Annotated in this window: 18 protein-coding genes and 3 tRNA genes; 6 read left to right on the plus strand and 15 right to left on the minus strand. The window is 32.8% G+C overall.

Annotated features, from left to right (window positions below; translation table 11 throughout):
- Positions 1 to 48: 48 nt before the first annotated feature.
- The 6 genes from DM444_RS16220 to DM444_RS16245 form a co-directional block, all read right to left on the minus strand.
- Complete coding sequence (locus DM444_RS16220) at positions 49 to 1,260, minus strand: M56 family metallopeptidase (protein ID WP_239455696.1); 1,212 nt, start codon at positions 1,258 to 1,260, stop codon at positions 49 to 51.
- Between the two features lie 59 nt (positions 1,261 to 1,319).
- Complete coding sequence (locus DM444_RS16225) at positions 1,320 to 2,522, minus strand: M56 family metallopeptidase (RefSeq protein ID WP_111288483.1); 1,203 nt, start codon at positions 2,520 to 2,522, stop codon at positions 1,320 to 1,322.
- Positions 2,519 to 2,893, minus strand: coding sequence for a BlaI/MecI/CopY family transcriptional regulator (locus DM444_RS16230; protein WP_111288485.1), 375 nt, complete (start codon positions 2,891 to 2,893; stop codon positions 2,519 to 2,521). Before DM444_RS16230 ends, DM444_RS16225 begins: the two co-directional genes overlap by 4 nt.
- Entirely contained in the window at positions 2,890 to 3,852 is a 963-nt protein-coding gene (locus DM444_RS16235) for a DUF6624 domain-containing protein (RefSeq protein ID WP_111288487.1), read from the minus strand. The genes DM444_RS16230 and DM444_RS16235 overlap by 4 nt, the downstream gene beginning before the upstream one ends.
- A gap of 19 nt (positions 3,853 to 3,871) precedes the next feature.
- Complete coding sequence (locus tag DM444_RS16240) at positions 3,872 to 4,303, minus strand: toxin-antitoxin system YwqK family antitoxin (RefSeq protein ID WP_111288489.1); 432 nt, start codon at positions 4,301 to 4,303, stop codon at positions 3,872 to 3,874.
- A 680-nt stretch (positions 4,304 to 4,983) separates the two neighbouring features.
- Positions 4,984 to 6,372, minus strand: coding sequence for a dipeptidase (locus tag DM444_RS16245; RefSeq protein WP_111288491.1), 1,389 nt, complete (start codon positions 6,370 to 6,372; stop codon positions 4,984 to 4,986).
- A 110-nt stretch (positions 6,373 to 6,482) separates the two neighbouring features.
- On the opposite strand from DM444_RS16245, the gene DM444_RS16250 reads away from it, so the two are divergent.
- The 4 genes from DM444_RS16250 to DM444_RS16270 all read left to right on the plus strand — a co-directional run bounded on the left by DM444_RS16250 (position 6,483) and on the right by DM444_RS16270 (position 8,824).
- Positions 6,483 to 6,564, plus strand: a tRNA-Leu gene (locus DM444_RS16250).
- Positions 6,565 to 7,055: 491 nt separating this feature from the next.
- Positions 7,056 to 7,355: a hypothetical protein gene (locus tag DM444_RS16260; protein WP_111288494.1), complete on the plus strand. Its 300-nt coding sequence runs from the start codon at positions 7,056 to 7,058 to the stop codon at positions 7,353 to 7,355.
- A gap of 214 nt (positions 7,356 to 7,569) precedes the next feature.
- Positions 7,570 to 8,472 (plus strand): sensor histidine kinase, encoded by a 903-nt coding sequence (locus DM444_RS16265; RefSeq protein ID WP_111288496.1) that lies wholly within the window; start codon positions 7,570 to 7,572, stop codon positions 8,470 to 8,472.
- Between the two features lie 82 nt (positions 8,473 to 8,554).
- Entirely contained in the window at positions 8,555 to 8,824 is a 270-nt protein-coding gene (locus tag DM444_RS16270) for an STAS-like domain-containing protein (RefSeq protein WP_111288498.1), read from the plus strand.
- Between the two features lie 57 nt (positions 8,825 to 8,881).
- Here DM444_RS16270 and DM444_RS16275 read toward each other — a convergent pair whose 3' ends face one another.
- Entirely contained in the window at positions 8,882 to 9,115 is a 234-nt protein-coding gene (locus DM444_RS16275; protein WP_111288500.1) for a hypothetical protein, read from the minus strand.
- Between the two features lie 177 nt (positions 9,116 to 9,292).
- On the opposite strand from DM444_RS16275, the gene DM444_RS16280 reads away from it, so the two are divergent.
- Both DM444_RS16280 and DM444_RS16285 read left to right on the plus strand, forming a co-directional pair.
- Positions 9,293 to 9,598 carry a hypothetical protein gene (locus tag DM444_RS16280; protein WP_111288502.1) on the plus strand — a complete coding sequence of 102 codons (306 nt, stop codon included), beginning with the start codon at positions 9,293 to 9,295 and terminating at the stop codon, positions 9,596 to 9,598.
- A 190-nt stretch (positions 9,599 to 9,788) separates the two neighbouring features.
- Positions 9,789 to 10,580 carry a DUF6055 domain-containing protein gene (locus DM444_RS16285; protein WP_111288504.1) on the plus strand — a complete coding sequence of 264 codons (792 nt, stop codon included), beginning with the start codon at positions 9,789 to 9,791 and terminating at the stop codon, positions 10,578 to 10,580.
- Between the two features lie 281 nt (positions 10,581 to 10,861).
- On the opposite strand, the gene DM444_RS16290 is transcribed toward DM444_RS16285, so the two are convergent.
- The 8 genes from DM444_RS16290 to DM444_RS16330 all read right to left on the minus strand — a co-directional run bounded on the left by DM444_RS16290 (position 10,862) and on the right by DM444_RS16330 (position 18,935).
- Positions 10,862 to 11,533 (minus strand): HAD family hydrolase, encoded by a 672-nt coding sequence (locus tag DM444_RS16290; RefSeq protein WP_111288506.1) that lies wholly within the window; start codon positions 11,531 to 11,533, stop codon positions 10,862 to 10,864.
- A 79-nt stretch (positions 11,534 to 11,612) separates the two neighbouring features.
- Positions 11,613 to 12,626: a beta-propeller domain-containing protein gene (locus DM444_RS16295; RefSeq protein ID WP_111288508.1), complete on the minus strand. Its 1,014-nt coding sequence runs from the start codon at positions 12,624 to 12,626 to the stop codon at positions 11,613 to 11,615.
- Positions 12,627 to 12,732: 106 nt separating this feature from the next.
- Positions 12,733 to 14,316, minus strand: coding sequence for an efflux MFS transporter permease (locus tag DM444_RS16300; RefSeq protein ID WP_111288510.1), 1,584 nt, complete (start codon positions 14,314 to 14,316; stop codon positions 12,733 to 12,735).
- Position 14,317: 1 nt separating this feature from the next.
- On the minus strand, positions 14,318 to 15,370 hold the full coding sequence (locus DM444_RS16305; RefSeq protein WP_111288512.1) for an HlyD family secretion protein: 1,053 nt from the start codon (positions 15,368 to 15,370) through the stop codon (positions 14,318 to 14,320).
- Between the two features lie 57 nt (positions 15,371 to 15,427).
- Entirely contained in the window at positions 15,428 to 16,726 is a 1,299-nt protein-coding gene (locus DM444_RS16310) for a TolC family protein (RefSeq protein WP_239455698.1), read from the minus strand.
- 346 nt (positions 16,727 to 17,072) lie between these two features.
- The gene (locus tag DM444_RS16315; RefSeq protein ID WP_111288516.1) at positions 17,073 to 17,897 is read right to left on the minus strand and encodes an AraC family transcriptional regulator; all 825 of its coding nucleotides are present in this window, start codon (positions 17,895 to 17,897) and stop codon (positions 17,073 to 17,075) included.
- Positions 17,898 to 18,102: 205 nt separating this feature from the next.
- Positions 18,103 to 18,176: transfer RNA gene (locus tag DM444_RS16320), tRNA-Asp, on the minus strand.
- A gap of 696 nt (positions 18,177 to 18,872) precedes the next feature.
- Positions 18,873 to 18,935 (minus strand) — tRNA-Asp (locus tag DM444_RS16330).
- Position 18,936 lies beyond the last annotated feature (1 nt).

Here is an 18,936-nt window from a genome sequence, read left to right on the forward strand (position 1 = left end):
AACCTTTGTCCCTTTGAACCTTTGCAACTTTGAACCTAAAAAAAAAACTTATTTAGCCGCCTGAACTTTGATTGGCAGACTATACATTACACGAACTGGTTTTCCCTGATCATAAGCCGGAGTCCATTTTGGAGAAAGTTTCAAAACACGAACAGCCTCTTCTCCCGAGCCATAACCCAATTTGTCTCTTAACACTTTAATACCTGTTAAAGAACCATCTGTCTCAATCATAAATTGAACATAGACTTTTCCATTTAGTTTTTGTTTAATAACCTCTTCAGGCATTTTATAATTTTGACCTACAAATTTATAAAACTCAACTATTCCTCCAGGAAACGAAGGCTGTACGCCCACATCTGTCACGTTCTTAAAATCTTTCTCTTTAGCCACTTCTTGTGCTACAGTTTCTGTACTGAAAGCAAACAATAATACGATACAAACTGCAAAAACAGCCAAAACTTTAAATACAGATTTTATAGTAGATTCTTTTTTAGTCATCATAATTAAACGTTTTTTAGTTATTAAATAATTAATATTACTTGCCAATGCAACAGTATTTTTCTGTGAAACAAAATCCAGCAATAAATTCTGGTAATTTTTTATTTCTCCAAATTGTTTATTTACTGCTTCATCAGCCAAAAATTCATGATTGAGTTTGATTGCTTTTTCAAACAAAACAAATAAAGGATTGAACCAAAACACAATTTGCAAAACCTCAACAAAAAGAATATCCAAAGTATGTTTCTGATTTAAATGTGCTTTTTCGTGAGCAATTAATTCTGATGGGATTTTTCCGTTTTTAAAGTCTTTTTCATTAATAAAAATAGCGTTCCAAAAAGAATGCGGCAGAATTGATTCTTTCATCAAAACAACTCTTTCGCCTTTTATAAACTCAATTTTATTCTTCTTCATTTTTATATAAAAAGAAGAGACATTAATAGCAAATCGAACAAACAAAATCAAAACAATAACACCATAAACCACGCTTAATAAAAATGTTAGAATTTCACTTAAAGAGATTTCATTTAGCAATGATTTATTGGTTACAATCATAATTTCATCCAATTGAACTGCTCTAATTTTCGTTGAAAAAAGCGGTTCAATAGAAAACAATTGCAACGGAATAATCAAACTAAAAATCAAACTCGCAAGAAGATAGACACGATTAAAGCGAAACATTTTTTCGTTTTCCAACAGTAATTTATATACCGCAAAAAATACAATAAGCAGTAAACCTGATTTTAAAAGATATGTTATCATTTTTTATTTTTTTTGATATTTCAGAATCGATTATTTACGTTTTTAAGAATGTTTTATTCTCAAGGATTTTGTGGTCTTCTAAACATTGTAGTATCAAACTGAATATTTTGATAACCATAAGATTTTCTTCGTTCTTTTGCTCTTCCTTCACTTTCACTAATTATAGTACTCACCTCAGAACCAGATTCTTGTTTAGTGCTTAAAGTTTCATTCTCTTTTAGATCCTGCGTTTTTTTTGAAGCAACTGCTGGCTGAGACGAAACTTTGGTTTTCTTCTTGTCTGTTGACTTAGCAGATTTTTCCTTTACAGCCACGTCTTGTTTTTTATCTTTTGAAATAACTGTTTTCTCATCAAAAGAATTTTTACTTGTGCTGTTTTTCGCTTCTGTTTTCACTTCTTGCGCAACTGTTTTTATGCATAACAGCAACATTAAAATCGTGACTAGAGGCACTACAGCAATTTTCTTTAAAAACGCTGTATTTTTTGATGTTCTTTTTTTCATCATTGTTAATCGTTTTTTTGTTACTAAATAATTCAAATTACTGGCCAAGTAAATCGTTTGTTTCTCGCTTCCTTTTGTTAAAAGTAAATTTTGGTAAAACGGAACATTATTATAAGTTTTCACAATTTCCTGATCGGCAAGAAACTCGTGATTGAGCTGTATTGCTTTTTTATAAAACAAAAAGATAGGGTTAAACCAAAAAACAACTTTTAAAAGCTCTATAAAAAGAATATCCAAAGTATGCTTTTGATGCACATGAACCAATTCGTGCGTGTACAATTCGGCTTCAATATTTTGCTTTTTATAATCTTCTAAATTGATAAAAATGTAATGCAAAAAGGTATGTGGCAATATTTTTTCTTTTACCAAAACCAATTTTGAATTCTTAAATTCTACATTTGGAGAATTGCCAATTCTGGAAAAAATCTTCCAAATGTTTCTTCCAAATCTTATTGCCATCAACAGCGTTACGATTGCGTATAAAGTCCATAAAAGAATGGATTTATAATCTACTTTTTCTGCTGTTTGATTAATCGACGTATTTATTGTATGCTGACTAATAGCAACTTGTCTTGAAAAATCTACAGGAATTTCTTTGATAATTTCAAATGAGATAAACGGAATTGCAACGGAAATCACAATTGAAAAAAGCAAAAAGAATCTATTAAACTGATGCATTTTTTCTCGCTCTAATATCAAATGATAAAAAGCTATAAAAACACATAAAGCGACTGTTGATTTTACAATAAAAGCTATCATTTCTTCTTCTTTTGAATTTCTGAATCGATTATTTTTTTAAGATCTTCCAATTCCGAAGCCGACAAATTGGTTTCGGTAGTAAAAAACGAAGCAAATTGCGATGCCGAATTATTAAAGAAATTGCTAATTAACCCTTTAACGTGTTTCGAGAAATAATCTGTTTTTTTCACTAAAGGATAATATTCTCTAGAATTCCCAAATTCGTTATATGCCACAAATTTCTTGTCGATCATTCGTTTTAAGAGCGTTGCAACAGTAGTTGTCGCGGGTTTTGGTTCTGGATAAGCTTCGAGCAAATCCTTCATGAAAGCCTTTTCAAGTTTCCATAAATACTCCATTAACTGTTCTTCTGCGTTTGATAATTGTGTCATTGTTTTATATTTTCGAGTTTTTCCGTTTCTGGCAATTCTTTCTTATAAGCCTCCAAATCCCATTTAATATTAAGTTTAGCCGCATATTCCGCGATAGTGCCAAGTCCAACCTCTGCACGCCTTTTATCTACATTATCTGGATCTATCATTGGCGATATGTACATTTTATTAGTCTTTTTATTCTTTGCCGCCTGACTGCCATAAATTTGCTTTCTTCCTTCTCTCAAAGCTACCCTATCTTCCAAGTATGCCAAATTTCCTGGATCTGCATTGCCATTTTTAGCTGCTTCTCTCATCATAGGTAAATACTTTTGCTGGTATTCTAAATCAGCATGCTGAATAACCAAAAACAAAGTCTTATTTCCTTGACCGCCAACAACATTTTTTCCTAACCAACCTCTTTCGTCCAGTATTTTCATTACCTTAATAAGATTAATACTGTCTTTCTTTCCCATAATTTTACCAATGCTGTCCATTTTCTTCTTATCAGGATTTTGAGCCTTATAAACATTCATAAATTCGCCACGAATTTCTTGATCATCAGCATAAATCTCTGAAAGTTCTTTTTCCAGCACCTTATCGTAATTTGCTCCAATAATATCCAGTTTCTTTTGTAATTTATCAATTGTCTTTTTCCATTCTTTTTCTGAATGAAGAGATTTCAAATCACCATCTATCTGAATATGTGCAATGTTTTCATATCCTTTATCAATAGATAAATTCAACCACTTAAATGCCTTTTTCTTTTCTTTTGCCAAAGACGCAGAACAACCCGCATTGTACAAATCACCATAATCTTTCTGTTCTATTTTAAAGGCTTTTTCATAATTAGCAACAGACAACTTATAATTTTGTGCATTGTAGCAAGAATCGGCTTTTTGAACCCATTCTTTATACGATTGCGCTTGCGCGAAAATACAGTTGATTACAATAAAAAAGAAAGCAAGTAATTTTTTCATGGATTTAATAGTTAATGGTTTATTGTATTTTTTGTTCTGAGATTAATTCTCCTTTTTCATAGTTTTTGATGCTTTTTAACTTTCCGTTATCTGAATAGAATTTCCATTCTCCAAAATAAAACCAATGCGTTTCAACCGAATTCATTTCTAATTTTGTTTTCCCTTTCGATTCTAATTTTCCGTTTTCGTAATAACTTTTTACGAAACAAATTCCGTTTTTATATTTCTCCGTTTTGTAGATTTTCCCATTAATGTACGATTTCCACTTTTTTACAGGAAGATCATTTTTATAATACTCATACGATTTATAATTTGTACCATCTTGCGTATAATCATCAATCCAAACACCTTCTTTTTTCTTGTCAATTTTCTGATTAATCAATTTGCTTTTACAACTCAAAAGCATTGAACCGCAAAACAATAGTAAAATAAGGTTTTTCAAATTCATCATTGCTCTACAATTATAGATTCGTTTCTACAAATGTAGAGTTAAATTTTAAATATGCAAGAAAAAGAGGTCTTTTTTTTAGGTACAAAGGTTCAGAGAGACAAAGTGACAAAGGTTTTTCTACTCTGAACCTCAACAAAAAAAGACGAAAACAAAAAAATCCGCTCATTTCTGAACGGATTTGTATCTAAAAATAATGCTGAAAATTTAAACGCAAAGAACGCAAGGATTTTATTTAAGATCGCGTTTATAAACGCAAAGTTCGCAAAGCTATGTGATTAAGCTTTGCGAACTTCTATAAATCTTATTAAAAAAATCTTAGCGAACTTTGCGTAAACCTTTGCATTCTTTGCGGTTAAAAAAAGCTTAACCGCAAAGAACGCAAGGATTTTATTTAAGATTACGTTTATAAACGCAAAGTTCGCAAAGCTTAATCATATAGCTTTGCGAACTTTTTATAAAATCTTACTTAAAAAATCTTAGTGAACTTTGCGTAAACCTTTGCGTCCTTTGCGGTTAAAAAAGCTTAACCGCAAAGAACGCAAGATTTTTATTTAAGATTACGTTTATAAACGCAAAGTTCGCAAAGCTTAATCATATAGCTTTGCGAACTTTTATAAAATCTTACTTAAAAAATCTTAGCGAACTTTGCGTAAATCTTTGTGTTCTTTGCGTTAAAAAAACTACTTAGAAAGCTCCACAAAATACTTGTAAAACAACGGAATAGTCTCAATACCTTTCAAGTAATTAAAAATTCCGAAATGCTCATTTGGCGAGTGAATTGCATCACTATCCAAACCAAATCCCATTAAGATTGTTTTGCTTTTTAATTCTTTTTCGAATAAAGCCACAATTGGAATACTTCCTCCAGAACGAACTGGAATTGCAGGAACTCCAAACGTTTCTGTATATGCTTTGTTAGCTGCCTGATAACCGATGCTGTCAATTGGCGTTACGTAACCTTGACCACCGTGGTGAGGCGTTACTTTTACCGTAACTCCAGCTGGAGCAATACTTGTAAAATGTTTTGTAAAAAGTTCTGTAATTTCTTCCCATTCCTGATTTGGAACCAAACGCATTGAGATTTTAGCGAAAGCCTTACTCGCAATAACCGTTTTAGCACCTTCGCCAGTATAACCGCCCCAGATTCCGTTTACGTCTAAAGTCGGACGGATTGAGTTTCGTTCGTTGGTTACATACCCTTTTTCACCATAAACATCAGCAATGTTTAAAGCATTTTTATATTTTTCTAAGCTAAAAGGCGCTTTTGCCATTTCGGCTCTTTCTTCTGCAGATAATTCCTGAACTTTATCGTAGAAACCTGGAATTGTAATATGATTGTTTTCGTCGTGAAGCGAAGCAATCATTTTTGCCAAAATATTAATTGGGTTTGCCACAGCTCCACCGTATAAACCTGAATGCAAATCGCGGTTTGGACCTGTAACTTCTACTTCAACATAACTCAAACCTCTTAAACCTGTCGTGATCGATGGCTGTTGGTTTGAAATCATTCCTGTATCTGAAATCAAGATTACGTCGTTTTTCAGTTTTTCCTGATTACGCTCTACGAACCAAGCCAAACTTGCAGAACCAACTTCTTCTTCACCCTCGATCATGAATTTTACGTTACAAGGCAACGTATTGCTTTGCACCATTAACTCAAGCGCTTTTACGTGCATGTACATCTGACCTTTATCGTCACACGCTCCACGCGCGAAGATTGCTCCTTCTGGGTGAATATCTGTAGTTTTAATTACTGGTTCAAAAGGTGGTGAAGTCCATAATTCTAATGGATCTGGCGGTTGTACGTCGTAGTGGCCGTAAACTAAAACCGTTGGAAGATTTGGATCTATAATTTTCTCTCCGTAGATAATTGGGTAACCTGGAGTGTCGCAAGTTTCGACATAATCGCACCCTGCTTTTGATAAACTTTCTTTTACAGCCTCTGCTGTGTCAATAACATCTTGAGAATATGCAGTGTCGGCACTAACCGACGGAATCTTTAATAATTCGATCAATTCATTGATAAACCGATCTTTATGTTGTTGAACGTAGGACTTAATATTTTCCATTTAAATTATTTTTATAGAAACCCAAATGTACAAAAAAGAGAATTAAAAAAAATTTTCAAAAAAGTCTTTGATAATTCAAAAGTATGCCTATCTTTGCACCCACAATTACCGCGGATATGGCGAAATTGGTAGACGTGCCAGACTTAGGATCTGGTGCCGCAAGGCGTGTAGGTTCGAGTCCTATTATCCGCACAAAAAAAAGCTTCTGAATAGATTTTCAGAAGCTTTTTTGTTTTTACTGCATTCTACTTTTTGTTATTAAAGTTGTTGATAAGCAATTTACTATAATATCAATTTATTGTTTTCTATTTCTACTTTTGAAACAGATACAATAATTCATATTTAAAGAATGATAGATGATTTAAAAAAATCATTTGATCAAATAATACACGAAAGAACTACTAGTCGTTTCTATGGATCTTTTATAATTTCATGGTCTTTATGGAATTGGAAAATTATATATCTAACCTTTTTTGTTTCTCAAAATAAAATTGATACAAATAAAATCGATTATATCATCAATAATTTTTCTAACGTTGGAAACATCCTTATTTTTCCATTCCTCTCATCAATATTTATCATTACCATAGTTCCCATTTATAACAAATGGGACATATTGGCTTTCGTTAAAATTTAATAAATGGAGGGTTGACCAAAAAAACATTGTAGACGGAAAGCAATTATTGAGCATTGAACAATCAATAGAATTAAGAGAACAAATTTCTAGACAAGAAGAAAGATTTGCAAAATTAGTTGAAGATAAAAAACTAGAAATAAAACAATTAAATCTAGAATTACAAGAGTATCATAAAAGCAACCCTCTAATTTTAGAAAAAACTCTTAATGATACTGAGAATTCTACAGCAGATGAATTGTTTGTTTTTACTGATCGAATAAAAAACAACCCTAAGGAACTAAAGAATATGAAAATATCATTTCTTATATTCAAAGAGACTATTCTCCAATTGACAAAACAGATGTAACGAAAGTTTGTAACATTGCTAGAATCTTATATTATTATAGACAGGTCAACGGCACATATATAGTAACAGACACTGGAAAAGATTTTATAAGCTTATAAACAACTAAAATAAATTTAACTTAATTAAAAAAATATTTAGATTTTGCTAAATTAACACTAAAAAAATACAATAAAAATCTTAATAAAATTAACTATCTTTGTTTTATTTTTTTTAAATGGATTCATATACAATTTTTATTAAAGATATAGCAAAATCACATAATCAAACTTTACAAGTTTGCGATTTATTAGTAAAACGTTACGAAGAAAATCCTAATACTATACTAATAATTGACTTTTCAAATTGTGAATTTATTTATCCTGATTATGCCATTTTATTACTATGTACAATTAAATATATTGAACACTTAGGCTATACCGTTAGTGGAAATATAAAACTAGATTCAAATAAAAGCATAGTTACATATTTGGCAAAAATGAATTTCTTTGAAAATCTGAATGTCAAACTTCCAATTTCACTGCCAAAATTTAATCATAATAATGCTGTCCAAATACAAAAATATACTTCAGAAAATCAAATCGAAGTATTAAATAGAATCCTTAAAGTTTTAAGAGAAAAAAGCGCTATGCATGACAATGTTTACGCAAGTTTAGATTACTGCTTTAACGAAATTTTAGACAACGTATTAAATCATACAGAGGAAAAAGTAGGATGGGTAGTAGCACAATACTTTCAGAATTTAAATTCAATTAGACTAATTGTCTGCGATTTTGGATTGGGAATACATAAATCTTTAAACCAAAAACACAATTTTACAGAAGAAGAAGCTATAACTAAATGTATTGAAAGTGGAGTTACAAATGGAAAAGGTCAAGGACATGGCTTATTTGCTACCGCTTCTTTTATACGTCTTAATAAAGGATGGCTAAGTTTAATTTCTGGAAAAAAGAAACTTAATGTTAGTGAGAAAAAGACAGTTGTAAAAGATATTCCAAACTGGCAAGGTACTTGTGTTTACATTAGAATAAATACTAATGTCGAAGTTGACTATAAAGAATTTACCAGTCAATTTTATGATTATAAAAAACAAGTTTTTGAAAACTTATTTGAGAATTAATTACTTTTGCGCAAATTAATAACAAAAATTAAACGTACTTATCTATAAAAAAGATATAACTTTACATAACAAATATATTAAAATGACACACACAATCCTTTTTAAAGACATTAGCCCAAGTCTTGGGACAAGAGATTTAGGGGCAAAAATACGTCTTTCTATTATAGACAAAATAGAAACAAACGAGAAAGTATATTTGGATTTTGAAGGAGTTGACGTAGTCACTAACTCTTTTGCAAACGAATGTTTTAGTAAACTAAAAGATAATATTACCCTAGATGTTTTTAGGTCTAAAATTACTTTTTTAAATACAAATGATTTTGTACAAAGAGTGATTATTTCTGCTTTATAAAAAATCTATAAACAAAATGAAAAGCCATAATATATGGCTTTTTTTATTATAGCATATTCATTCAACATCGAAATAAGGATCGAGAACTTCTGCTAGTCTATTCATCCAATAAAAATTATCATCTATATTAGGCAATTCCGTTTCATCAGTTTTATGACTTCGCATGAAATATAAAGAAAGAAGATAATTTACCTCTCGGATTGTTTTCGCCATATCTTTTGGATCAATAATTTCATTAAAAAAAACTCTTAGCCTAGCCTCAACTTCTTCTGAAAAATGATTTGTACTCATAATTTTAGATTTAAAATATTGCAAAAATCATTCTAAATTTATTTCATTTGAACCCATATATGCGTTCAACTCTATTTTATTTTTTCGTATACCAAACGGTCGCTCTCAAAACAAAAATCTTTCTTAATTTCACGCAACCAATCTGATATTCAAACATCTAAATACAAAAAGATCGTTATGAAAAAATTGATTTGCTTTTTGATTCTTACTTTAGGAATGTTTGCTTGTTCTTCGGCTGAAGAAAAGGCTTCTAAAAACTTTGAATTTACTAAAGAATACACCACTCAAATAACCGTTGGAGGTTTTGTTGGCGTACGTGACCGAACTTTTAAGGTTGGAGAAACTTTTAAAGGAAAAAACAACGGAGAAACCATCGAAATCAGAATAGCCGAACATTCTGAATTAAATGACAAATGCCCAAACAGCTGGTGTTATCAAGAATTGTTAAGTGTTCCTAAAGAATATTTGAAGTTGAAGGAATGAAAAAAAACTTCGCGCCTCTGCTCCCGATAGCTATCGGGATTGCGAGATTAAAACCCACAACGATTGAAAGTTCAGAAATTTCTTTAATTATTTTATGTTTTAATCTCTAAATATTCTTATTTTTAAAATACCAAAAACCTAAATCTCAAAATTTCGCTTGTTTTTAAATCTCAAAAAACATTTAGAACACATGAGAAAATACAGATTATTAGTTATCCTTTTAGCAATTATTGCTATTTTTTATTTTGCGAGAACGATTCGAAGCTTTACTGTTCAGCACGAAACCAAAACTCTTAAATCGGAGCATTTTATTGTTTCCTATAACGGAATTTACAAAAGCGAGGCCGAAAAAGTCAGCAAACATCTCGAGGCAAATTATTCTAGAATAAGAGAAAATCTAAAAGATATAGAACACGACCCTATAAAGGTTTCTGTTTATGGTTCGCAATTCAAGTTTAATGAAGCCACAGGTTTAACAGAAAACACAAAAGGCACAAGTCGTGGTCCAAATGAATTCCATTTTGTGTGGACAAATTGGTTTAATTCCATCTTTCCAGACGATCCGCTCAAAACGGCTTTGCACGAGTTTACGCATTGCGTTCAGCTGAACATATTAATTTATAAAGCAAAAGACACCATCATCACCCAAGACCGACTGACTTTTGAAAGGGAATTTGATAAAAAATTCAAAGCCGAATATCCGCGCTGGCTCTGGGAATCGATTAGTATTTTTGAAGCGAAAGAAGTTAATACGTTAAGCGTGAAATATGCTAAAAGCAAAAACCTGACTTTGGAAGATTTAAATCACAGCAATCAGATTTATAATATTGGCTACACGATAATCGAATATCTCACTCAAAAATGGGGAAAAGACATTCTGCCAAAACTAATTGCGTCTTTCGGCAACATCGAAAAAACATTGAATGTATCAACCGAAGAATTTGAAAAAGGCTGGATTGCTTTTTTGGAGGAGAAGTATTGATTCGTTTTTTATTTCACGCAGATTTAAAATGATTTAAGCAGATAAACGCAGATATTATTAAAATCAGAATAAATCTGCTAAAATCTGCAGAATCTACGTGAAATAAAAATTTTTTAATCTTGGAATTTGAAAAAGGCTGGATTGCTTTTTTGGAGGAGAAGTATTGATTCGTTTTTTTATTTCACGCAGATTTAAAATGATTTAAGCAGATAAACGCAGATATTATTAAAATCAAAATAAATCTGCTAAAATCTGCAGAATCTGCGTGAAATAAAAATTCTTTAATCTTGGAATTTGGAATTTAATATTTCAATTATCTTATCCACATTCACTTCACTATAATCATTTATATAAAAATCACATGGCGGAAGTTCTTCTTTTTTATGCGTGCTCAAAACACCTACGACTTTCATTCCCGCATTTAATCCTGCAGTAATGCCCGAAAAAGAATCTTCGAAAACCACGCAATCCGAAGGAGAAACTCCAACTCTTTCTGCCGATTTTAAATATACTTCTGGATTTGGTTTATGAAATTTAACATCTTCGCTGGACATCATCGAATCCATTTTTTCGCCGAGTTTCAGAAAATTGGCAATCAAATCCAAATTCGCGCGAGGCGCCGATGTCGCAACTGCGGTTTTGAAACCACGAGATTTTAATTCGTTTAAAAAATCCATATAATGTGGAATCGTTTCGACTTTGTCTTTATAAATCTCACGGAACATTCCTTCTTTTTCGTCTTCCAGTTTGATTAATTCTTCTCCCGTAATTGGACGTTTGAAGAAATGAGTCATGATATAACTATTGTGTTTTCCGTACATATGCTCTTCAAATTCTTCCTGAGTGTACGGAATATTATATTTATCGAAAAACTTTTCAAAAGCGATTACATGATGCGGATTGGTGTGCGAAATCACGCCATCCATATCAAAAATTACACATTGCTGGCTCATATATTTGTTTTGTTGTTTTATTATCTTCAAATATACTGAATCGCTTTATCTAGCTTCACTATATAAAATTAAATTTTGATTATTTTCGAGATAATTTACGTACATTAATTCCGTTTTTTCTATTCTCGATTATAATAAGATCCCCATTTTCATCAAAAGCGATTCTTCCTATATTAGAGGTTAGTGCTTCACCAACCAAACCATCTTTATATCCGCTAGGTCTATCACCTTCTCCCAATAAATATTTCCCTTTTCCGTCAGGTGTAATCTGTAAAATATTATTATTGGCTGTCGATATGTATATAATATCATTTTTATCTATAGCCAATCCTTGTGCGTCTTCTAAACCTACATACGGCACATAGACTCCATCTTGTTTTACCGTAATTTTAATTGTAGTTACAAGTCCTTCTGGTGTTATTTTTCGAATTCCTTCAGCTCCAACATTTTCTTTCAGATATAAATTACCCTTACTATCCTTAGCAATAAACTGCGCAGAACTAAAACGCGCCTCTTCACCTTTACCATCATTATGTCCCCATGCATCTGGTTTTCCAGCTAAAATAGTTGATGTTCCTTTTGGATTAAATTTTAATATGGATGCTGCATCAGAAATATACAAATTATCCTCTTTATCAATAAGAAAGCCAAAAGCCTGGCGTCCCATTTCTGCTTCTGTCAGATAAGTAGTTACTAAGCCGTCTGGAGTAATTTTTCGCAAAGTTCTATCATGAGAACCTGAAAAGTATATATTTCCTTTAGAATCTGTATTTAAATCAACAATTGTTGTAAAAACAGCTTCTTCGCCCTGCCCATTTACATCTATCTCACTATATTCTCCAGATCCAGCAAGAACTGTGACAATACCGTTTTTATCTACTTTTCTTATTTGATCAGATTCAAAACTTGCTACATATATATTTCCATTTCCGTCTATAGTCAATGCGGTAGCATATAAATCTCTCGGCTTAAACACACCTGCCGCAACAGTGCTGACTTTATCATACTCAATAAGAGCTGAATTTTCATTGTCATTATCACTTGAACAAGAAATCATTGCGATAGTAAATAGAAAAAAGATAATTTTTTTCATAGGTTCTTAAGATTTTTGATTTGGTTTTGAATTAGTTAAAACAAAACTAATAGAATAATCTTTCAAAAAACACTATTTCCAATAAAAAAACTACAATTTTACTTTCTTACCCAATCCAAATTTTACTTTTCACTAAAGTCATAGTTTGTCTCAAATGCTGATTACAAGCAATTAGAATAATCAAAACCACTAAACCATAACCTACAATGGTATAAATTTCCATATCGGCCAATAAAGTCGATTGTTTTGTAATTGTACTGAAAACCTTTTTCATGGCTAAAACATTTGCATTATCTGCCGAATATCCTTTGGCAATAAAACTTTGAGTTGTGCTTGCAATGGTTTGCTGTGCTTCGGGATTTTCGCCTGTTACGAATTGGCTTAATTTCAAGAAGTGTTTTTTATTTAAGAAAACCATTGCATTCTGCATTACGCAGAAGCCAATTGTGCTTCCCCAAAAACGCCCTGAAACTCCAACAATTCCCGAAGAAACCGCCATATTTGCTGGAACCGATGATGTGGTAAATAAGATGAGCGGAACAAATAAAAACCCAACACCGATTCCTTGCAAAATATAGGGAATGATAATATCGCTCAATGCAATATCTGGCACAAAAAGAAACGTAAACCAGAAATGGAAAATAGCAATAAGCGTAAAACCAATCATGAAAATAATTTTTGTCGAAACAGATTTCATCAAGAAAAAAGCTGCCAGAACCAGTCCGATTACATTTCCTAATCCGTTTATATACTGAACGCCCGCCACACGCGATGGATCCCAATTCCAAATGGAAAACATCGCCGAATGACAAAGACTCAACGTTGCTCTGCTGATATAGAAAAGGAAAAACAATAAAAATCCTATTCGCAGATTGGCGTATTTTATAACTTCAAAATTAAAACTCGGTCTTTTTACCAAACGTTCTTTAAAGATGAATAATCCGCCTGTAATGAGCGAAATCATCAGTATTAAAACCATTTCTGAAGACTGTAACCAATATTTCTTTTCGGCATAAACAAAAAAGTAGGCACCGCAAAGAATCGAAATTAAAACCAAAAAATAACTCATCCAGTCGATTTGATACAACGGAATCTTCTTCGTAATTCGGTGCCCTCTGAAAGTAACTAAGATTAAAAAAACGTTTAAAACCTGCAGTCCGCCCGAAACGTACAACATGTATTTCCAGTCGTAATGATCGAGAAACCACACGGCAATATTCATAATAAAAGGCGTAGACAACAACAGCGCGCCGTAGTAAAATGAAAACCCGATAATAATGGCATTTTTAGTATTGAACTGCTCAATAAGCAATTGTCTGATCGTAATAACAGGAAGTGCCATCAATATTCCTTCGGCAAGCCTCATCAATAAAAAAACCGAAAAATTGGTAATATAGGCCGATGAAACAATCGTAATTCCGATTAAGGAATAAACTGCCATCAGGTAATTTTTTGCAGGGAAAAAACTCGAAAATCGGCTTTCTATCAAAATGGTTGCCAACAGAGTTCCATACGTAACACACATCCCAAACTGCAAATCTTCTGGCTCAATGTCCAAAAAACTCGCCGCATAGGTTACGTTTGACGTATAAACTCCCAATAAAATCATAGAATGCAACAAACAAACGAACAAAATAATAATGATCGCCCATTTTGGAACCCATGATTTAAATATACTTTTATCTTCCATTTTATTTGTGTGCAGCAACAACCGTAATGTTCATTCCTGCTCTTAAAAAATCGGTTTGTTTGTCTTGTTCTTTTAACTGAATTCTAACTGGAATTCTCTGTTCGATTTTTACGAAGTTTCCAGTCGCATTATCTGGAGGAAGCAACGAGAATCTCGCACCACTTGCAGGCGATAACGAAGCAATTGTTCCCACAAAAACTTTGTCGTTTATTGCATCAGCTTTGATTTCTACTTCTTGCCCAACAGTTAAATATTGCAGTTGAGTTTCTTTAAAATTGGCTGTAATCCATTTTTCTTTACTCACGATAGAAAGCAGCGACTGACCTTCTTTTACCATTTGTCCTGGCTGTAAAGTTCTTTTTCCAACCCAGCCGTCATAAGGCGCTGTAATTACAGTATAAGAAAGAAATAATGCCGCATTATCTGCAACAGCTTGTTTTGAAGCAATATTCGTTTGCGTTGTCGGAACATTCGCTTCGGCAACAGAAGTGCTTAAAGTTGCCGAATGAATTCTATTTCTCATTTCCTGAAAATGTGCTTGCGCCGACTCGTAATCTGCTTTAACTTTTTCTAATTGTTGAGAAGTTGCAGCTTCTTCGCTCACCAAAGCTTTGTATCTTTCGTATTCTAGTTTGGTTTTCCAAAGATTTGATTTTGCAGCTTCTAATTGCGACTCGTTAATTGCTGTTGCACTTGCTGTATTAATGGCGTTTTTTTGAGCCACAACGCTATTTTGCTGCGCATTTTGAACATCGGCAAGAGCCACATTCAATTTCGATTTATATTCTCTATTATCGATCACCACCAAAGTATCTCCTTTATGCACAAATTGGTTTTCGTCAAAACGAACTTCTTGCACATAACCTGTAATTCTAGACATAATTGGCGTAACATATTGTTCTACCTGCGCGTCATTGGTTTCTTCATGGTTTCGGTTAAACACATAAAACCAAATTCCTAAAATAACCCCGCTTATTACCAGCGCACACGCAATAATTGTTATTAGTATATGAAACGTTTTATTTCTTTTAGTTTCATTTTTTATCTTAACCATCTTTTTTATCTCTTTATCTTAGTTCTTTCTTTAAAATCTTTCCTCTAGCTTTTCAGTTTAACTTCCTGCATTAGGCATAATTCCTGCCGTGTGCATCATTTGGTAATGTTTCAAAATAGCATCCAATCGGGTAGAGATTTTGTTGTATTTTGCCTGAAGCAACGCATTATCAGCATCGACCATTTCCGTAATTAAAACCAATTGGTTTAAGTATTTCAGCTTTACTATTCGGTAATTTTCTTCAGCTAAATCCAAAGCTTTGTCAACCACGACAAATTTTTCGAGGATTTCCTGATACTGCGTATGCTCTTTATATAACTGATCTTGAATTTCTTCTTTTATAATTTCAGTCTGCATTTTCTGCACATCGATTTTAGTACTCGCTTTTGCCACTTTCGTTTTGTTTTTATACAAAGCTGAAAGATCAAAACGCGCCTCGATTCCCACCTGACCTAAAGTATACAAATACGGATTTGGCGGAAAGAATTTGTAGTTTGGATAATAAAAGCCATAATTCCCGAAGAAGTTTACGCTTGGCAGATAATTACCTTTTACCAATTGCATTTCGGTTTTACTAATGTTTAATTCCTGACTTGCAATTCGCATTTCTTCGTTCTGCATCGCTTTATTCAGATAAAAATCATACGGATCTAAACCGTTCATTTCATCCAGACTTGCAGTTGTGTCGATTGCAATTTCTTCGTTTTCAGGAATCTGAATTAAAGTTTTCAGATCGTGAAGCGCTATTTGAATGTTTTTGGAGTTTGTAAGCGCATTCAACTCACGATCTGAGAGCTGTAATTCGGCACGTATAACCTCATTTTTGGTTACCGTACCGTGTTTTTGAAGCGATTGCACTTCTTTTAATCGGCTTTTTTCTTCTTTGATGTTTTCTTCAAATATTTTTTGAAGTTCCATCATTTTATAAATCGCCAGATAGTTTGCAACAACTTCCAGTTCAATATCATTTTCTGTTTTTTCCGATTTTATTTTCGCAATTTCGTTTTCCTGATTCGCAATTTTGATTGCGTTATTAATCTTGTTTCCAACGTAAATTGGCATTTTAAAAGTTGAATTTACCTCATAGATTTCAGGAATTGCTTTCGTAACTTCTTTTCCGTTTAAGAAACCATCTCCTTTAAATTCTGTAATGTTGGTAATTCTGGAGTACATTCCGTTCAGTTGTACATCCGGTAATCTAAGTTCTTTTCTTTCTTTGATGTTTTGCTCAGCGAGCGTAATCTCCAGTTGAGATTTAAGGACTTTTTTGTTGTTTTCCTTCGCGAGTTTCATCGCTTCTTGTAAAGAAACGGTATGAACTTCCTGAGCATGTAAACTACTGAATACTAATACCATTAGTAAAATCAATAAGCTTCTGGGAAAACAATCTTCTTTAGAGTTTGTTTTTTTAAGGAACATGAATATTTGAATATTTTATGCTGCAAAGTTCCTTCATTTTTTCCTTGGCTGATGATTCTAAAAAGTCAATAACATATTCATTTCGGACAAATGTTAAAATTCCATTTTTCGAAAACGTTATATTAAAACACTGAAAAACAATTTATTACAAAATAGATTTGGATTGTGATATTTCACGCAGATTTTAATAGATTTAAACAGATATGCGCAGATTTTTATTTTTTACAATCGTAAAATCAAACAATTATCTGCAAAATCTGCTCAAATCTGCGTGAAACAAAAACTATTTACCTCGTTCTAAAATCTCTTCTCCGTTTAAGTAATCAGAAGGTCTTTGACCCAAAATCTTAAAAAAAGTATTGCTGAAAGTCGGGACACTATTGTACCCAACTTCTAGAGCTACCTCTTTCACCGAAAGTTTTCTTTCTAATAAAAGCTCGATTGCTTTAAGAATTCTTCGAATGGTATAATATTGAATAAAAGACATTTTGAGATCTTTCTGAAATAAGCGATACAAAGAACGTTCGCTAAAGCCAAATTCATGTGCCACATCGGCAAAAAGAATCGTTTCTCCTAGATTGTTTTCAATATGTCGAAGTATTTTTCCTAGTCGTTTATCTTTAGGCTGAGGAAGTTCTAAAGGCAAATTGGTATGACATATTTGCGGAAGAATCGCTTTTATGGCTTTCGCAATAACAAAACTCGGACTTCCCTTTTTCAAATCACCGTTCCACTGATTGGTAAACATCATCATTTGAAGCAGTAGATTATTCACCGGATAAATACCTTCACTTTTATAGAAATCATCCTCATTTTTTTCAACCGGAAAATACAAATTTCGCATCATCACATGTTCCGACTTTGGTTCGATACTATGTTCTACTCCCGCGGGAATCCAGATAAAATGTCTTGCAGGCAAAAAATATGATTTCGTTTCAGTTGTCACAAAAACGACGTCGCCTTCTGCGTAAAGCATTTGCGCTTTGTTATGTTTATGTGTTGGAACAAGTAATTCTCCCATTATATTATGATGGCAGTAAATGCTTTTTTTATCGGCATCTACTTTATGGAGATAATATTTGTCTACTTTGAATGTTAATTGTTCCATAATATAAAGATAGGAAAGAAATAAATTCCAAATTCCATACAATTTGTCATTCCGAGGAACGAGGAATCTCACACGAAATTCACGTACTGTTATGGAGTTCCTAGTGTGATTCCTCGTTCCTCGGAATGACAAAGCTAGACGATTTCCTTAAAAAGCCATATAAAAAAAATGCCTCTCGTAATGAGAGGCATTTTACAAACTTAGGCGGTCTGGACGGGACTCGAACCCGCGACCCCATGCGTGACAGGCATGTATTCTAACCAACTGAACTACCAAACCCTGCGTTATTGTGGGTGCAAAAATACAACAGAATTTCGTTTCTGCAAGCGTTTTTTCAAATAAAATTTGAGAAATTTTTAATTGGCTAAATTCCAATATTTTAAAAATTGGTATCGAAATCAAAAAAGAAGAAGTTTCTTTCTTTTTGACCGCAAAGCGCGCTAAGATCTACGCAAAGTCCGCAAGTTTTTCATTAACATAGCCTGTGGTTTCAACCACAGAAAACGTATTGCATACATTGTATTCTCGTGGTTGAAACCACGGGCTATATTTTAATATTATAAATAGAAAATCTTTGTAGCGTTACTTGCGGAGATTTGCTTCGCCTATTCGCTATCACTCGAGTCTCCTTCGTCGAAATGACAAACTGTTGCGTTAAAGTTGGGATTAAGCAAAAAAAATCGCAAAGCTTTCTCAATTGTAAGCTTTGCGAACTTTGCATTCTTTAGAAAATATCTTTGTGAACTTTGCGTAAATCTTAGCGCTCTTTGCGGTAAAATTTTCATCGTATTTAAGCAAAACCAAAAGTGTCTTAAATCAAAAAAGCCATCCACAAAAGTGGAAAGCTTTTCATTGGTCTAACTACTAAACCAGCTACGAGTTACAAAGTCGTAGCAAAACAACACAACTAATCTTAGATACCGTTTTTGGGCAAAAAAGCCTTTCTTTACAGAAAGGCTTTTCCCAATATTGCGGTCTGGACGGGACTCGAACCCGCGACCCCATGCGTGACAGGCATGTATTCTAACCAACTGAACTA

The sequence above is a fragment of the Flavobacterium ginsenosidimutans genome (genome assembly GCF_003254625.1).
GTDB lineage: Bacteria > Bacteroidota > Bacteroidia > Flavobacteriales > Flavobacteriaceae > Flavobacterium > Flavobacterium ginsenosidimutans.